Annotated in this window: 9 protein-coding genes and 3 rRNA genes; 8 read left to right on the forward strand and 4 right to left on the reverse strand. The window is 66.1% G+C overall.

What is annotated here, in order from left to right:
- Window positions 1–110: 110 nt before the first annotated feature.
- Window positions 111–878 carry a sulfite exporter TauE/SafE family protein gene (locus OG875_RS25075; RefSeq protein ID WP_330176488.1) on the forward strand — a complete coding sequence of 256 codons (768 nt, stop codon included), beginning with the start codon at window positions 111–113 and terminating at the stop codon, window positions 876–878.
- 128 nt (window positions 879–1,006) lie between these two features.
- Here the strand turns inward: OG875_RS25075 and OG875_RS25080 are convergent, their stop codons facing one another.
- The 3 genes from OG875_RS25080 to OG875_RS25090 form a co-directional block, all read right to left on the reverse strand.
- Entirely contained in the window at window positions 1,007–1,519 is a 513-nt protein-coding gene (locus tag OG875_RS25080; protein WP_330176489.1) for an HNH endonuclease, read from the reverse strand.
- Window positions 1,520–1,709: 190 nt separating this feature from the next.
- Window positions 1,710–2,249 (reverse strand): YbhB/YbcL family Raf kinase inhibitor-like protein, encoded by a 540-nt coding sequence (locus tag OG875_RS25085; RefSeq protein WP_330176490.1) that lies wholly within the window; start codon window positions 2,247–2,249, stop codon window positions 1,710–1,712.
- A gap of 107 nt (window positions 2,250–2,356) precedes the next feature.
- Window positions 2,357–3,139 carry a sporulation protein gene (locus tag OG875_RS25090; RefSeq protein ID WP_330176491.1) on the reverse strand — a complete coding sequence of 261 codons (783 nt, stop codon included), beginning with the start codon at window positions 3,137–3,139 and terminating at the stop codon, window positions 2,357–2,359.
- Window positions 3,140–3,215: 76 nt separating this feature from the next.
- Here OG875_RS25090 and OG875_RS25095 point away from each other — a divergent pair, with 76 nt between their 5' ends.
- The 6 genes from OG875_RS25095 (at window position 3,216) to OG875_RS25120 (ending at window position 11,831) form a co-directional block, all read left to right on the forward strand.
- On the forward strand, window positions 3,216–3,857 hold the full coding sequence (locus OG875_RS25095) for a DNA-3-methyladenine glycosylase (RefSeq protein WP_330176492.1): 642 nt from the start codon (window positions 3,216–3,218) through the stop codon (window positions 3,855–3,857).
- A gap of 575 nt (window positions 3,858–4,432) precedes the next feature.
- Window positions 4,433–5,956: ribosomal RNA gene (locus OG875_RS25100) — 16S ribosomal RNA — on the forward strand.
- 305 nt (window positions 5,957–6,261) lie between these two features.
- Window positions 6,262–9,385: ribosomal RNA gene (locus OG875_RS25105) — 23S ribosomal RNA — on the forward strand.
- Window positions 9,386–9,518: 133 nt separating this feature from the next.
- A 5S ribosomal RNA gene (gene rrf, locus OG875_RS25110) occupies window positions 9,519–9,635 on the forward strand.
- The 16S, 23S and 5S rRNA genes sit together here, the layout of an rRNA operon.
- A gap of 454 nt (window positions 9,636–10,089) precedes the next feature.
- Window positions 10,090–11,076 (forward strand): hypothetical protein, encoded by a 987-nt coding sequence (locus OG875_RS25115; protein WP_330176493.1) that lies wholly within the window; start codon window positions 10,090–10,092, stop codon window positions 11,074–11,076.
- Window positions 11,076–11,831 (forward strand): hypothetical protein, encoded by a 756-nt coding sequence (locus OG875_RS25120; RefSeq protein ID WP_330176494.1) that lies wholly within the window; start codon window positions 11,076–11,078, stop codon window positions 11,829–11,831. Before OG875_RS25115 ends, OG875_RS25120 begins: the two co-directional genes overlap by 1 nt.
- Window positions 11,832–11,982: 151 nt before the next feature.
- Here OG875_RS25120 and OG875_RS25125 read toward each other — a convergent pair whose 3' ends face one another.
- A complete protein-coding gene (locus OG875_RS25125) occupies window positions 11,983–13,317 on the reverse strand; it encodes a DUF1015 domain-containing protein (RefSeq protein WP_330176495.1) in 1,335 nt (444 codons plus the stop codon).
- Between the two features lie 82 nt (window positions 13,318–13,399).
- Between OG875_RS25125 and OG875_RS25130 the strand changes: the two genes are divergently transcribed.
- The gene (locus tag OG875_RS25130) at window positions 13,400–14,428 is read left to right on the forward strand and encodes an HAD-IIA family hydrolase (protein ID WP_330176496.1); all 1,029 of its coding nucleotides are present in this window, start codon (window positions 13,400–13,402) and stop codon (window positions 14,426–14,428) included.
- Window positions 14,429–14,434: the final 6 nt, after the last annotated feature.

Genomic DNA, 14,434 nt, shown 5'->3' on the forward strand with positions numbered 1-14,434 from the left:
TCCCGTACGTCGTGTGCGTCCCGTACGACGCACACACCCGTCGTACGGGACCGGACCGGCCGTCGGGCATGATCGGTGCTACAAGCACCGATCAGCGAGGGACGTGTCGCGTGACCATCTGGGAGATGCTCGCCGTGTTCGCGGCGGGCACCTGCGCCGGCGCCATCAACGCCATCGTCGGCTCAGGAACGCTGATCACCTTCCCGGTACTGCTCGCGACCGGCCTGTCACCCGTCACCGCCACCGTCTCCAACGCGCTCGGCCTGATACCGGGCGCCGTCAGCGGAGCCATCGGCTACCGCAAGGAACTCACCGGACAGCGCGGACGTGTCCTGCGCCTGGGCATCGCCTCCGTCGTCGGCGGACTCGGCGGGGCGATCCTCCTCGTCTCCCTGCCCTCCACGGCCTTCGAGACGATCGTGCCGATCCTGGTGAGCCTCGCCCTCGTCCTGGTGATCCTCCAGCCCCGGCTCGCCAAGTCCGTCCAGCGCCACCGCGAACGCAAGAACGTCACCACCAAGACCGACGGCGGTCCGCTGCTCTTCGGCGGCATCCTGGCCGCCAGCGTCTACGGCGGCTACTTCACGGCGGCCCAGGGGATCATCTACATGTCCCTCATGGGCATGCTCATCGACGAGGAGACACAGCGCCTCAACGCGGTGAAGAACGTCCTCGCCTCGATCGTGAACACCATCGCCGCGGTCTTCTTCCTCTTCGTGGCGCACTTCGACTGGACGGCCGTCGTCCTCATCGCCGTCGGCTCCGCCATCGGCGGCCAGCTCGGCGCCAAGGTCGGCCGACGCCTCTCGCCCACGGTGATGCGCGCGACGATCGTCGTCGTCGGCACGGTCGCCGTCGTCCAGCTCGTCACCCGCTGACGCCGTCGCCCCCAATGCGCGACCGCACACGAAAGCCCGCCCCCGGACATCGGAGACGGGCCACTCCGCGGCGGAGCACCGGGCGGATCACCGGTCGCGGGCCGGGCGGTGACTCCCGCCCGAGCGCGCTACGCGGCCGTCCCGACCCCCGCCAGCCACTGCGGCAGCGCCGACCGCTCACCGGCCCGCAGCGTCAGCAGCATCGCGTCGGCCGGCGACGGCACGAAGGGCTCGAACAGCAGCGGCATCGCCGCCTGCTCCGGCGTCCGGTCCGCCTTGCGGTGATTGTCCTCGGCACACGAGGCGACCGTGTTGAGCCAGCTGTCCGCACCGCCGCGCGAGCGGGGCACCACATGGTCCACGGTCGTCGCACGCCGGCCGCAGTACGCGCACCGGTGCTGGTCCCGTATCAGCACACCCCGTCTCGACCACGGCGCCTGTCTTCGGAACGGCACCCGCACGTACCGGCAGAGCCGGATCACCCGGGGCACCGGAAGATCCACCGTGGCCGCGCGCACCCGCAGCGCCGGGTGGGACTGCTCGACGACGGCCTTGTCCTGGAGGACCAGCACCACCGCCCGGTTGAGTGTCACCGTAGACAGCGGCTCGAAGCTCGCATTCAGTACCAGCGTGTCCCGCATCCCGCCCACCTCCCGTGTGCCGCCCCGCCGGACGGCGGGCTGGGATCAACTCTGGCCGGGCCCGCCAGGATGGACAACGCAATATCCGCCGATCCGAGTTCCGGGGACGACCCCACACAACCCCCGCAACGAAAAAATGCCCTGCTCTGATCTCTCCAAGACCAGGGCAGGGCAAACAACAGCTGAACGGTCAGCTCTCCGCGGGAGGGGTGCGGGTGCCGATCAGATGCGCACGCGCGAGGGCGTGGAAACGCAGATTGAAGCCCACCACCGCCGGCGAGGCGTCCGAATCCGGGCCCAGCTTCTCGCTGTCCACCGCGTACACCGTGAACACATAACGGTGCGCGGGATCACCCGCCGGGGGAGCGGCACCCCCGAAGTCCTTCGACCCGTAGTCGTTACGGGCGTGCACGGCACCTTCGGGCAGACCGGGGAACGAGCCCGTACCCGCGCCCGCCGGAAGCTCGGTGACCGACACCGGGATGTCGAACAGCGTCCAGTGCCAGAAACCACTGCCGGTCGGCGCGTCGGGGTCGAAGCACGTCACCGCGAAACTCTTCGTCTCCGCCGGGAACCCCTCCCACCGCAGCTGCGGCGACGTGTTCCCTCCCGACATCGCCTGCGCGTCCTTCAGGGCCGCCCCGGGCTCGATGTCGTCGCTCACCACGGTGAAGGACGGCACCGGCGGCAGGAAGTCATGAGGGAGTGGAGCCCTCTTCGCCTCGGTCACTACGGAACCTCCGAGAATCGGCTGCGCGCCGCCGGACCTCGCGGGACCGGCGGCCTTCCGCAGCAGAGACTAGATCCTGTCCGGCGGCACGGGACTCAGGCCCGTACTCAGGCCCAGTTGCGGCGCCCGCCGACGTCGGCGATCCACTGGTTGAGGTAGGCGGCCCAGTCCGTCCCCTGGAAGTCGTGCAGACCGACCGTGAACGCGCGGTAGGAGTCACTGCCCTGGCTGAACAGACCCGGCTTCTTGTCCATCTCCAGGATGACGTCCATCTCACGGTCGTCCGCGACGAACGTCAGCTCGACCTGGTTCAGCCCCCGGTACCGCTGCGGCGGAACGAACTCGATCTCCTGGTAGAACGGCAGCCGCTGCCGCGTCCCACGGATGTGCCCACGCTCCATGTCCGCGCTACGGAAGCGGAAGTCCAGCGCGATGAAGGCGTCCAGAATGGCCTGCTGCGCCGGCAGCGGGTGCACATTGATCGGGTCCAGGTCACCGGAGTCCACGGCCCGGGCGATGTCCAGCTCCGTCGTCACCCCGATGTTCATGCCGTGCAGCTGCTGACCGCCGATGCTCGTCACCGGTGTCTCCCACGGGATCTCCAGCCCGAACGGCACCACGTGCACCGCGCCGGCCTGGACCTCGAAGGCGCCGCCGACACGCTGCTTCAGGAACTCCAGGTCCTGCTTGACCTCCTGGTCACCGCCCTCCACCTCGACCCGGGCCTGAAGACCCACGGAGAGTCCCTCGATCTGCTGGACGACCGACCCGCCCTGGATACGCACCTCGCCCTGGACGATCCCGCCGGGCACGACGTTGTGCTCGGTCAGCTCGGTCTCGACCGACGCACCGCCGGCGCCCAGACTCGCGAGCAGCTTCTTGAAGCCCATAGTCACTCCTCCTAGATCCTGACCTCTACATACGCGTCACGACCGCGGGCGGTTCCCCCCGCTACGCTCGGACGACATGACCAAGCGCCCCGACCGTACGCCGCTGGACCGCGGCTTCTTCAACCGGCCCGTCCTGGAGGTCGCCCCGGACCTGCTGGGGCGAACTCTCGTACGCCGCACGGCATGGGGAACGACGGAGCTGCGCCTCACGGAGGTGGAGGCGTACGCGGGCGACATCGACCCGGGCTCGCACGCCTTCCGGGGCCGCACGGCGCGCAACGACGTGATGTTCGGCCCGCCCGGTCACGCGTACGTCTACTTCACGTACGGCATGTGGCACTGCCTCAACCTCGTATGCGGTCCGGAGGGCCACGCGAGCGGTGTGCTGCTGCGGGCGGGGCGGATCCTGACAGGCGCGGAACAGGTACGGACGCGTCGGCTCTCGGCCCGCGACGACACGGAACTGGCCAAAGGCCCGGCCCGGTTGGCCACCGGGCTGGCCGTCGACCGCGTACTGAACGGCACGGACGTCTGCACCGGGGACGACGCGCCCCTGTCGATGCTCACGGGCACACCACCCCCAAGTGACCTGGTACGCAACGGTCCTCGTACGGGCGTGGGCGGCGACGGCGCCCCACACCCCTGGCGGTTCTGGATCGACGGCGACCCCACGGTGAGCCCCTACCGCGCCCACACCCCCCGCCGCCGCGCAACTTGACGCGCCCGGCCGGGACCCCTAATGTAGTCCGAGCCGCTCTGAACGGGACTTGCTGTTCAGCAGCCCGGAGCGGCCACCCACTACCTACGATGTGCCCCTGACGGGTTCTTTTTCGGCGTGCCGGAATTCGAACTTCTCGACTCGATTATGAGTCGCCCGGGGAATCGGTTAACGTAGTGGACACGCCGAAAGGGAAACGCGAAAGCGGATAACTAATAAGCGTGCCCGCCGACTGGGAATCAGGCGCCGAAAGGTTCTGATAGAGTCGGAAACGCAGGACAGCAAGACCGCAAGACAGAGTAGAACAGCAGAACAGTAGAAAAGTAAGACCGAAGGGAAAGCCCGGAGGGTCCGGAGGCGGGGCCGAAGGAAGCGTCCGTTCCTTGAGAACTCAACAGCGTGCCAAAAGTCAACGCCAGATATGTTGATACCCCGGCCTGGTCCACATGATTGTGGGTTGGGTTGGTGGTTCCTTTGAAATGAAACACAGCGAGGACGCTGTGAACGACCGGTCTTATTCCGACTGGTTGTTCCGCTCTCGTGGTGTCACCCGACCGTAATGGGTTGGGAAAGCATTCACGGAGAGTTTGATCCTGGCTCAGGACGAACGCTGGCGGCGTGCTTAACACATGCAAGTCGAACGATGAAGCCTTCGGGTGGATTAGTGGCGAACGGGTGAGTAACACGTGGGCAATCTGCCCTGCACTCTGGGACAAGCCCTGGAAACGGGGTCTAATACCGGATAATACTGTTCCCCTCCTGGGGAATGGTTGAAAGCTCCGGCGGTGCAGGATGAGCCCGCGGCCTATCAGCTTGTTGGTGGGGTAATGGCCTACCAAGGCGACGACGGGTAGCCGGCCTGAGAGGGCGACCGGCCACACTGGGACTGAGACACGGCCCAGACTCCTACGGGAGGCAGCAGTGGGGAATATTGCACAATGGGCGGAAGCCTGATGCAGCGACGCCGCGTGAGGGATGACGGCCTTCGGGTTGTAAACCTCTTTCAGCAGGGAAGAAGCGCAAGTGACGGTACCTGCAGAAGAAGCGCCGGCTAACTACGTGCCAGCAGCCGCGGTAATACGTAGGGCGCAAGCGTTGTCCGGAATTATTGGGCGTAAAGAGCTCGTAGGCGGTTTGTCACGTCGGGTGTGAAAGCCCGGGGCTTAACCCCGGGTCTGCATTCGATACGGGCAGACTGGAGTGTGGTAGGGGAGATCGGAATTCCTGGTGTAGCGGTGAAATGCGCAGATATCAGGAGGAACACCGGTGGCGAAGGCGGATCTCTGGGCCATTACTGACGCTGAGGAGCGAAAGCGTGGGGAGCGAACAGGATTAGATACCCTGGTAGTCCACGCCGTAAACGTTGGGAACTAGGTGTTGGCGACATTCCACGTCGTCGGTGCCGCAGCTAACGCATTAAGTTCCCCGCCTGGGGAGTACGGCCGCAAGGCTAAAACTCAAAGGAATTGACGGGGGCCCGCACAAGCAGCGGAGCATGTGGCTTAATTCGACGCAACGCGAAGAACCTTACCAAGGCTTGACATACACCGGAAAGCATCAGAGATGGTGCCCCCCTTGTGGTCGGTGTACAGGTGGTGCATGGCTGTCGTCAGCTCGTGTCGTGAGATGTTGGGTTAAGTCCCGCAACGAGCGCAACCCTTGTTCTGTGTTGCCAGCATGCCCTTCGGGGTGATGGGGACTCACAGGAGACCGCCGGGGTCAACTCGGAGGAAGGTGGGGACGACGTCAAGTCATCATGCCCCTTATGTCTTGGGCTGCACACGTGCTACAATGGCCGGTACAATGAGCTGCGATACCGTGAGGTGGAGCGAATCTCAAAAAGCCGGTCTCAGTTCGGATTGGGGTCTGCAACTCGACCCCATGAAGTCGGAGTTGCTAGTAATCGCAGATCAGCATTGCTGCGGTGAATACGTTCCCGGGCCTTGTACACACCGCCCGTCACGTCACGAAAGTCGGTAACACCCGAAGCCGGTGGCCCAACCCCTTGTGGGAGGGAGCTGTCGAAGGTGGGACTGGCGATTGGGACGAAGTCGTAACAAGGTAGCCGTACCGGAAGGTGCGGCTGGATCACCTCCTTTCTAAGGAGCACTTCTCACCAGGTTCGCCTGGTCAGAGGCCAGTTCATCGGCGAACGTCCGGTGCTGGTTGCTCATGGGTGGAACGTTGACTATTCGGCACAGTTTTTCATGGTTGTCCCCAGTACTGCTTCGGCGTGGAACGGGTGATCGTGAAGGGCTGTGCCGGGCGCGCTGTTGGGTGTCTGAAGGTACGGGCTGTTGCTCGTCCTTCGGGATGCCGGCCCCGGTGAACTCGTCCTGTACAGGGTGGGGTGGCGGGTGGTTGGTCGTTGTTTGAGAACTGCACAGTGGACGCGAGCATCTGTGGCCAAGTTTTTAAGGGCGCACGGTGGATGCCTTGGCACCAGGAACCGATGAAGGACGTGGGAGGCCGCGATAGGCCCCGGGGAGCTGTCAACCGAGCTTTGATCCGGGGGTGTCCGAATGGGGAAACCCGGCAGTCGTCATGGGCTGTCACCCATACCTGAACACATAGGGTATGTGGAGGGAACGAGGGGAAGTGAAACATCTCAGTACCCTCAGGAAGAGAAAACAACCGTGATTCCGGGAGTAGTGGCGAGCGAAACTGGATGAGGCCAAACCGTATGTGTGTGATACCCGGCAGGGGTTGCGCATGCGGGGTTGTGGGAGTGCACTTGATCAGTCTGCCGGCTGGTCGGAGAGTCAGAAACCGTACAGGTAGGCGAAGGACATGCGAAAGGTCCGGCGTAGAGGGTAAGACCCCCGTAGCTGAAATCTGTACGGCTCTCTTGCGTATTTCCCAAGTAGCACGGGGCCCGAGAAATCCCGTGTGAATCTGGCGGGACCACCCGCTAAGCCTAAATATTCCCTGGTGACCGATAGCGGATAGTACCGTGAGGGAATGGTGAAAAGTACCGCGGGAGCGGAGTGAAATAGTACCTGAAACCGTGTGCCTACAAGCCGTGGGAGCGTCGCTGTATGTGCTTGCACATACAGTCGTGACTGCGTGCCTTTTGAAGAATGAGCCTGCGAGTTTGCGGTGTGTTGCGAGGTTAACCCGTGTGGGGAAGCCGTAGCGAAAGCGAGTCCGAACAGGGCGTTTCAGTAGCATGCTCAAGACCCGAAGCGGAGTGATCTAGCCATGGGCAGGTTGAAGCGGCTGTAAGAGGTCGTGGAGGACCGAACCCACCAGGGTTGAAAACCTGGGGGATGACCTGTGGTTAGGGGTGAAAGGCCAATCAAACTCCGTGATAGCTGGTTCTCCCCGAAATGCATTTAGGTGCAGCGTCGTGTGTTTCTTGCCGGAGGTAGAGCACTGGATAGGCGATGGGCCCTACCGGGTTACTGACCTTAGCCAAACTCCGAATGCCGGTAAGTGAGAGCGCGGCAGTGAGACTGTGGGGGATAAGCTCCATGGTCGAGAGGGAAACAGCCCAGAGCATCGACTAAGGCCCCTAAGCGTACGCTAAGTGGGAAAGGATGTGGAGTCGCAGAGACAACCAGGAGGTTGGCTTAGAAGCAGCCATCCTTGAAAGAGTGCGTAATAGCTCACTGGTCAAGTGATTCCGCGCCGACAATGTAGCGGGGCTCAAGCGTACCGCCGAAGTCGTGTCATTCGTACATGTAGCCCCAACGGGCGTGCGGATGGGTAGGGGAGCGTCGTGTGCCGGGTGAAGCCGCGCCGGAAGGCAGTGGTGGACGGTTCACGAGTGAGAATGCAGGCATGAGTAGCGATACACACGTGGGAAACGTGTGCGCCGATTGACTAAGGGTTCCTGGGTCAAGCTGATCTGCCCAGGGTAAGTCGGGACCTAAGGCGAGGCCGACAGGCGTAGTCGATGGACAACCGGTTGATATTCCGGTACCCGCTTTGAAACGCCCAGTACTGAATCCTCTGATGCTGAGACCGTGAAGCCGTCCTGGAGCCTTCGGGCAAAGGGGAGTGGTGGAGCCGTCGGACCAAGGTGGTAGTAGGTAAGCGATGGGGTGACGCAGGAAGGTAGTCCAGCCCGGGCGGTGGTTGTCCCGGGGTAAGGGTGTAGGACGCACGGTAGGCAAATCCGTCGTGCATATAGTCTGAGACCTGATGCCGAGCCGATTGTGGTGAAGTGGATGATCCTATGCTGTCGAGAAAAGCCTCTAGCGAGTTTCATGGCGGCCCGTACCCTAAACCGACTCAGGTGGTCAGGTAGAGAATACCGAGGCGTTCGGGTGAACTATGGTTAAGGAACTCGGCAAAATGCCCCCGTAACTTCGGGAGAAGGGGGGCCATTTCTGGTGATCACTCTTGCAGTGTGAGCTGGGGGTGGCCGCAGAGACCAGCGAGAAGCGACTGTTTACTAAAAACACAGGTCCGTGCGAAGCCGTAAGGCGATGTATACGGACTGACGCCTGCCCGGTGCTGGAACGTTAAGGGGACCGGTTAGTCACATTTCGGTGTGGCGAAGCTGAGAACTTAAGCGCCAGTAAACGGCGGTGGTAACTATAACCATCCTAAGGTAGCGAAATTCCTTGTCGGGTAAGTTCCGACCTGCACGAATGGCGTAACGACTTCTCGACTGTCTCAACCATAGGCCCGGTGAAATTGCACTACGAGTAAAGATGCTCGTTTCGCGCAGCAGGACGGAAAGACCCCGGGACCTTTACTACAGTTTGATATTGGTGTTCGGTTCGGCTTGTGTAGGATAGGTGGGAGACTGTGAAGTGGCCACGCCAGTGGTTGTGGAGTCGTCGTTGAAATACCACTCTGGTCGTGCTGGATGTCTAACCTGGGTCCGTGATCCGGATCAGGGACAGTGTCTGATGGGTAGTTTAACTGGGGCGGTTGCCTCCTAAAGAGTAACGGAGGCGCCCAAAGGTTCCCTCAGCCTGGTTGGTAATCAGGTGTTGAGTGTAAGTGCACAAGGGAGCTTGACTGTGAGACCGACGGGTCGAGCAGGGACGAAAGTCGGGACTAGTGATCCGGCGGTGGCTTGTGGAAGCGCCGTCGCTCAACGGATAAAAGGTACCCCGGGGATAACAGGCTGATCTTCCCCAAGAGTCCATATCGACGGGATGGTTTGGCACCTCGATGTCGGCTCGTCGCATCCTGGGGCTGGAGTCGGTCCCAAGGGTTGGGCTGTTCGCCCATTAAAGCGGTACGCGAGCTGGGTTTAGAACGTCGTGAGACAGTTCGGTCCCTATCCGCTGCGCGCGCAGGAGTCTTGAGAAGGGCTGTCCCTAGTACGAGAGGACCGGGACGGACGAACCTCTGGTGTGCCAGTTGTCCTGCCAAGGGCATGGCTGGTTGGCTACGTTCGGGAGGGATAACCGCTGAAAGCATCTAAGCGGGAAGCCTGCTTCGAGATGAGGACTCCCACCCACTTGATGGGGTAAGGCTCCCAGTAGACGACTGGGTTGATAGGCCGGATATGGAAGCACTGCGAGGTGTGGAGTTGACCGGTACTAATAGGCCGAGGGCTTGTCCTCAGTTGCTCGCGTCCACTGTGTTAGTTCTGAGACAACGAACGACCGTGATTACATCCGGTGTGTACTCAATTGAATAGAGTGCCTGTTCGCTTAGTGCCGAAGTCCCCCTCGTGCGGGACACGGCCGATAGTGTTTCGGTGGTCATTGCGTTAGGGAAACGCCCGGTTACATTCCGAACCCGGAAGCTAAGCCTTTCAGCGCCGATGGTACTGCAGGGGGGACCCTGTGGGAGAGTAGGACGCCGCCGAACAATCTTTCATGGACCCCTGGTCCAGCGTTCACGCTGGACCAGGGGTCTTTTTGTTTTTCTGTGCTTGGTGGAAAAGAAGAGAGCGGCCGATCATCGGTCGCGTGAGAACGACTGTGGTACCCGAAGACAGGAGCAGTGCCGATGTCCCCCAACTCTCCCGACGACCGTCCGGAGCGCGAATCGCGTCGTAGGGACGGTGGTGGTGACCGGAACGGCTCCCGTGGCGGTCGTGACGACCGTGGCGGCGGCCGTCCTACCGGCAGGGGCGGTGGCGTAGGCGACTACGTGTCCCGCAACGACGGCGGTGGTACCGGCAGTCGGCCCACAGGCGGTGGCCGTCCGACGGGCAGTGGTCGGCCCACGAGCGGTGGCCGGCCGACCGGTGGTGGCCGTCCTGCGAGCAGTGGTGGCGGTGGGTTCCGTGGGCGTGACGAGCGCCCCGGCGGCCCGCGCCGTGACGACCGACGCGATGAGCGTCCCTCTTTCCGTCGTGACGACCGGCCCTCGGGCCCGCGCCGTGACGACGACCGAGGCAGTGGCCGTCCCACGAGCGGTGGCCGTCCCGCCAGTGGTGGTGGCGGTGGTTTCCGTGGACGGGATGACCGGCCCAGCGGCCCGCGCCGTAGCGACGACCGTGGCGGCCGGCCGACCGGCGGCGGCCGTCCCGCCAGTAGTGGTGGCGGTGGGTTCCGTGGGCGTGACGAGCGCCCCAGCGGCCCGCGCCGTGACGACCGACGCGATGATCGCCGTGATGAGCGTCCCTCCTTCCGTCGGGACGACCGACCGTCGAGTCCTCGTCGTGATGACGACCGAGGCAGTGGCCGTCCCACCGGCGGGAGCAGCTACGGCCGTCGGGATGACCGTCCCTCGTTCCAGCGTGACGACCGGCCGTCGAGTCCTCGTCGTGATGACGACCGAGGCAGTGGCCGGCCCACGGGCGGGAGCAGCTACGGCCGTCGGGATGAGCGTCCCTCGTTCCAGCGTGACGACCGGTCCTCGGGCCCGCGCCGTGACGACGACCGAGGCAGTGGCCGTCCCACCGGCGGCGGTTATGTCCGCCGTGACGACCGGCCCAGCGGTCCGCGCCGCGATGACCGGCGTGACGACCGGCGCGATGAGCGCCCGTCGTTCCGCCGTGACGACCGGCCGTCCGGGCCGCGTCGCGACCGCGACGACAGCCGTGGTGGCCGACCCGCCGGCGGCGGTGGCGGCGGTTACGTCCGTCGCGACGAGCGGCCCTCGGGTCCGCGCCGTGACGACCGTCGTGATGACCGCGATCGCGGTGGGTTCCGCGGCCGTGACGACCGGGGTGACCGGGGCGAGCGCGGTGGATTCGGCCGTCGTGACGACCGGGACCGCGACCGGGAGCCCATCAAGCGGCTGCCGATCCCGGAGGACGTCACGGGCGACGAGATCGACAAGGCCGTGCGGCAGGAGCTGATGAGCCTGCCCAAGACCCTCGCCGACGACGTCGCCAAGAACCTCGTCATGGTCGCCAACCTCATCGACGAGGACCCCGACCAGGCGTACGCCTACTCGCGCGTGGCGCTGCGGCTCGCCTCCCGGGTCGCCGCCGTACGGGAGGCCGCGGGCTTCGCCGCGTACGCGACACAGAAGTACGGCGAGGCGCTGGCCGAGTTCAGGGCGGCCCGCCGGATGACCGGCAATGTCGAGCTGTGGCCCGTCATGGCGGACTGCGAGCGTGGGCTGGGCCGCCCCGAGCGGGCCATGGCCATGGCCGGTGAGCCCGAGGTGCTGAAGCTCGACAAGGCGGGCCAGGTGGAGATGCGTCTGGTCGCGGCCGGCGCACGCCGGGACATGGGGCAGCTCGACGCGGCCATCGTGACCCTCCAGGGGCCCGAGCTGGGCTCCAACTCCGTGCAGCCGTGGACCGCCCGTCTGCGCTACGCCTACGCCGACGCGCTGCTGTCGGCCGGTCGGGAGACCGAGGCGCGCGACTGGTTCGCCAAGGCGCTGGAGGCCGACAAGGACGGTGCCACGGACGCCTCGGACCGTCTCGCGGCCCTGGACGGCGTGCAGTTCGTGGACGTCGACGAGGAGGACGACCTCGCCGACGAGCACGTTCCCGACGAGCACCCTGCCGCCGAGGACCTGTCCGACGATCTGTCCGACGACCTTCCTGACGAGGAGCCGGAGTCCGGGCCCGAGCCGGGACCGGAGGGCGACAGGGCGTAGCCCCGAACTCCGGGCAGTACGACCGCAGCACGAAAGAGGGCGGCACCCCCCAACCCGGGGGGTGCCGCCCTCTTCTGTTTCCGCGCCCGGTGCCCGGCGCCTGATGCCCCGCGACCCGCGCCCGGTGCCCGGCGCCCGCCGCGCTCGGCCCTCAGCGCTCGGCCGCGAGGTTCCGCAGCACCAGGCCCGTCGCCGGTTTCGGCCCGAACGACGTCGACTTGCGCGGCATCGTGACCGCCTGGCGTGCCAGCTCCCGTACGACCTCCTCGCGTACCGGGTGCAGCAGGACCGCCGTGCTGCCGTGCCGCTCGGCCTGTTCGACCACGGCCTCCGTGTCGTGGATGTACGAGATGTACTCGGGCGCGTCGGGAATCTTCCAGATGTGGTCGAGCAGCGTGGAGTGCAGCACGGTCGCGTCCAGCGCGCGCCACTCCTCCGGGCGGTCGGCCGGCACCGTACGGGCGAGGAGGTCCGGATCGGGCCGGTCGACCAGATGGAAACGGCCGTCGCCCGCCAGCAGGAAGGCGTTCCCGCCCACGGCTCCCGGCTCGCCGGTGACCGCCTCGGACAGTGCCTCGACCGCCTCCGGCAGGGATCCCCCGACCGTGCGCACCCGGAAGGAGCCCGGCAGGTCGCGCAGTGCCGTCAGCGCGTCCGCGACCGGCAGCCGGTGCAGCAGCCGGTGGATCGCGCGGACCTGGAGGGGGTGGCGCGCGGTGTCGACCAGCAGGACCAGCCCGTACGCCCAGGGCCCGGCCCCGTGCTCCGGCCCGCCGCTCGCCGGCGCCCCGTGCTCCTCGCGCAGCCGCAGATAGGTCGCCCAGCGGTGGTGGCCGTCCGCGATGAGCGCCTGACGGGCCATCAGATCGTTCTCGATCTCGGCGAGTTCGGCCGGGTCGGTGACCGACCAGAGGCGGTGGTGGAAGCCGTCCTCCGTGGTCGTGGCCAGCAACGGCGCGCGCCGCGCGACGCGTTCGACGACGGCGGTCGTGCCGGTCACGCCGCCGTCGCCCCGGTACGTGAGGAGCAGCGGTTCCAGATTGGTGGCCGTCGCCCGCATCAGGGCCGCGCGGTCCTCCACGATGTCCGGCATCACGTCCTCGTGCGGGAGGACGATCCCCTCGGCGGGCGCGGAGAGGGCCAGGGCGCCGATGACGCCGCGCTGGAGCAGGTCGCCCCGGCGCTGCTCGTACACGTACAGCGCCGGTTCCGGGTCCGGGGCGAGGACGCCCTCCGCCAGCCATTCCCGGAGCGTGTTCGCCGCCTGGCGGTGCCGGTCGGCGGCGGTCGCGGCCTGGGGCAGGATCAGCCGGACGATGTTGTGCGGGTCGGCCGACTCCAGGTGGTGCAGCCCGTCGGGCCGGACGACGACGTCGTACGGCGGCGACGTCACGGCGGCGAGGCTGCCGACCCGTTCGCGCACGTAGCGCAGCCCGTGGAACGGGAGCAGGCGGAGGCCCTTCTCCGCCGTTCCTGTGGTGTTCATCTCCGCATCGTATGCGGGGCGGGGCATGAGCGATGATCGGGGGAGGAGAGCCCTTACGGGGCGGACGAGGGAGCGGAGACCGATGAGTCAGCCGAGCAGGACCAGGCCCGACGGCAGCGCGAAGGCGCTCCACGAGGCGTACGACACGGCTCTGCTGGACCTCGACGGCGTCGTGTACGCGGGCGGCGAGGCCATCGGCCACGCCGTGGACTCGCTGATCGCGGCGCGCGACAGCGGGATGCGTCTGGCGTACGTCACCAACAACGCGCTGCGGACACCGGACGCCGTCGCCGCGCATCTGACGGAGCTCGGGGTGCCCGCCGAACCGGCCGAGGTCATCACGTCGGCGCAGGCGGTGGCGCGGCTGATCGCCGATCAGTTGCCGCCCGGCGCACGGGTGTTGGTGATCGGCGGCGAGGGGCTGCGGGTGGCCCTGCGGGAGCGGGGACTCGAACCGGTGGACTCGGCCGACGACGATCCGGCGGCCGTGGCACAGGGGTACGGCGGGCCGGATCTGGCGTGGGGCCGGTTCGCCGAGGCGGGGTACGCGATCGCGCGGGGTGTGCCGTGGTTCGCGTCCAACACCGATCTGACCATTCCGAGCGCGCGCGGGATCGCGCCGGGCAACGGGGCGGCCGTCGAGGTCGTACGGATCGCCACGGGCGCCGAGCCGCGGGTCGCGGGCAAGCCGCTGCCGCCGATGCACCGGGAGACGGTGTTGCGTACGGGGGCGAAGCGGCCGATCGTCGTGGGGGACCGGCTGGACACCGACATCGAGGGGGCGTTCAACGGTGGTGTGGACTCGCTGCTGGTGCTGACCGGGGTGACGGACGGGGCGCGGCTGCTGGCGGCCGAGCCGAAGCACCGGCCGACGTATGTGGACGCGGATCTGCGCGGGTTGCTGGCCGGGCAGCCCGAAGTGACCGAGCGGGACGGCGCGTTCGTGTGCGGCGGGTGGCGTTCCGCCGTACGGGAAGGCGAGTTGGCGCTCGACGGCGACGGCGCGGCCATGGACGGGCTGCGGGCGCTGTGCGCGGCGGCCTGGACGCACGCGGGTGACGGGGCGTGCGCGCTGGACACGGGCACGGTGCTGGGCAGGCTCACGCTCTAGCCTCAC

This window comes from Streptomyces sp. NBC_01498, assembly GCF_036327775.1.
Classification (GTDB): domain Bacteria; phylum Actinomycetota; class Actinomycetes; order Streptomycetales; family Streptomycetaceae; genus Streptomyces.

Coding starts and splice junctions, on each gene's coding strand:
- OG875_RS25120 (WP_330176494.1), top strand. CDS start 11,076: ATGAGCCTGCCCAAGACCCTCGCCGACGACGTCGCCAAGAACCTCGTC.
- OG875_RS25125 (WP_330176495.1), bottom strand. CDS start 13,317: ATGAACACCACAGGAACGGCGGAGAAGGGCCTCCGCCTGCTCCCGTTC.
- OG875_RS25130 (WP_330176496.1), top strand. CDS start 13,400: ATGAGTCAGCCGAGCAGGACCAGGCCCGACGGCAGCGCGAAGGCGCTC.
- OG875_RS25090 (WP_330176491.1), bottom strand. CDS start 3,139: ATGGGCTTCAAGAAGCTGCTCGCGAGTCTGGGCGCCGGCGGTGCGTCG.
- OG875_RS25080 (WP_330176489.1), bottom strand. CDS start 1,519: ATGCGGGACACGCTGGTACTGAATGCGAGCTTCGAGCCGCTGTCTACG.
- OG875_RS25095 (WP_330176492.1), top strand. CDS start 3,216: ATGACCAAGCGCCCCGACCGTACGCCGCTGGACCGCGGCTTCTTCAAC.